The sequence below is a fragment of the Neisseria iguanae genome (genome assembly GCF_003013245.1).
Taxonomy (GTDB): Bacteria; Pseudomonadota; Gammaproteobacteria; order Burkholderiales; family Neisseriaceae; genus Neisseria; species Neisseria iguanae.
Map to the genome: position 1 here is coordinate 1 of NZ_PXYY01000160.1, position 2,106 is coordinate 2,106.

The following is a 2,106-nucleotide window of genomic DNA, read 5'->3' on the forward strand; positions in this document are numbered from 1 at the left end:
TTCCCAAAGGAAAATAATTGACAGCGATAATAGCCACATGAATACACTCGCCGACCGAATTAAACAACGCCTTACCGATTTGAAAAAATCGCAAGCTGATTTAGCCAAATATTGTAAAGTCAGACCGCCTTCAGTTTCCAAATGGCTGAATGGTGGAACAAAGACTTTGCAAGGGCAGAATTTGTTACGCGCTTCTGAATTTCTTGAATGCGATCCGGATTGGCTCGCCAGCGGTAAGGGGTTTTGGGCAGTTAATACGCCCGTGCAAGAAAAAATTCATAATGTGGATTTTTCCCCGTTTACAGTAAAGAGGTTAGATGATGATGTGCTGGGAAAATATCTGATTAATACATCAGATATAAGTGCGAATATTTCCTTTATTGAATATACGGAAGAGCAGTACAACCGGATTTTTACAGGTAGAGAACCAAACTGTATCAGGCTGACTAATATCAGAGTGGATAATATGTCCGGTACGCTTGAGCCGGGAGATTTGGTATTCATAGATATTTCAATTGACTGTTATGATGGGGACGGTGTATATCTGTTTCTAGTTGGCACGCATTTGCACCTGAAACGTTTACAGATGGTGGGGAATAATCTTCTAGTCATTTCAGATAACCGCCAATATAAGAGCTGGCAAATCACTCAAAAAGACAAAGGCAGCCTTGTGGTAATCGGTAAGGTTTTGCTTGGTCAGTCGCAGATATTCCAAAGATTTTAATTTTTATTTCCATGATAGGCCGTCTGAATTAAGACGGTCTTTAAGTCTTTTAGTAAGCTCAGATGAATTGGGCGATTTATGAAATCGGAAATTGTTTTTAAAGATAAGCATTTTGAGTTGACCTGTTATACAGGTACGCTGATTGACAGCAGCCAACTTAGTAGCACGCATGTTTCAGGTACTACTGGTGAGTTTGGTTCTATCCGCAGTCAGACTGTTGAGCGGACAGAATTTTTTCTGATAGATGATGATGGCAATGAGCGCAGTTTCAAAACCTATAACTGGGATTTTTCTATGCGGCCAGGTCATAAAATCAGCGTTTATGCCTTGTTTTCCAAAAGCACGAATACGGGGAATTACGTTCTCTTGAAAAATCATAATCTCAATGATGTATCGCCTAATTTTTTAAATTTGCGTTCAGTCATACGGGAAAAATTTAAACGGCCTATGTTGTTAAGTCTTGCCTTTTTCTTTTTAGGGCTTCCGTTAATTGCTGATTTTCTGTTGCCTGATTTTTTGAAACAGATAACGGCGGCATTCTCATTTGTTATGTTTGTGATTACCTATCCGGTTTATCGGTTTAAATGTCATGCAGTATTTAAAACGATCAAAGAAGTTCTTTTGAAACAGAATTGAATCGAGATTTTCACTTTGAAAAAGCCATCTGATTTGTATCAGATGGCTTTTTTTGTAATCCAGCTACCAATATTTGCATATCAAATATATATTAAAATCAATCTATTAAATTCATCAAAATGTAAAATATTAGCTTTAGCTAATATTTTACTTGTCAAATATGTTATCTATGGCTAATATACACATAACAAAACGTTCTTTGAAAACTTGGAAGCGTAGTAACCACCCACAAAAAAACCTGCCGGACGTTGGCCGTGCAGGGTGTGGGAAACCGGAAAGGTTACGGGCGGCAATTTGAACGTATCAAAATCAATCGGGACGTACCCCGATGGGGTGTGTAATCCGTGGTCGTGAACGGTGAGCAGTTCTGCCTCCCGAGAAAAGCACCAACTTACAATTTGATTTTAATTCCCTGCTTATGATTGCAGGTGTCATCAGGTTATCTATCCTGATAAATATCAGACGGCAACCAACAGCCGTTTGCTGATATATCCAAATCCAAGCCCGTTTTTCGGAGCGGGCTTCAGTTTGGGTGTAGCCGGATTTAAATAATCCGGCTGTTTATTATTATACAGTGCATTTGTCATGAAGTCTGTTTATTTGGGTAAATGGTTTTAAAGTCGGATTTTGTAAGCCGGTTTTAAAACTCTTTGATTTGTCTAAATATGATATAATTTGATTTGTTTCAGCCACGTATTTGGGAGTAGTAAATGGCAACTTCTTATGAAACCGATTTTGCAAAGTGG

2 protein-coding genes are annotated in these 2,106 nt (G+C 38.5%); both read left to right on the forward strand.

Features of this window, described 5'->3' with window-relative positions; genetic code table 11:
- Nucleotides 1–724, forward strand: a 724-nt coding sequence (locus C7N83_RS13690; RefSeq protein ID WP_106743267.1) for a S24 family peptidase, incomplete at its 5' end; no start/stop codon positions are given.
- Nucleotides 725–802: 78 nt separating this feature from the next.
- The gene (locus C7N83_RS13695) at nt 803–1,360 is read left to right on the forward strand and encodes a hypothetical protein (RefSeq protein ID WP_106743268.1); all 558 of its coding nucleotides are present in this window, start codon (nt 803–805) and stop codon (nt 1,358–1,360) included.
- Nucleotides 1,361–2,106 lie beyond the last annotated feature (746 nt).

Excerpts from the sequence above, each read along its gene's own strand:
- C7N83_RS13695 (WP_106743268.1), top strand. The coding sequence starts at position 803 with ATGAAATCGGAAATTGTTTTTAAAGATAAGCATTTTGAGTTGACCTGT.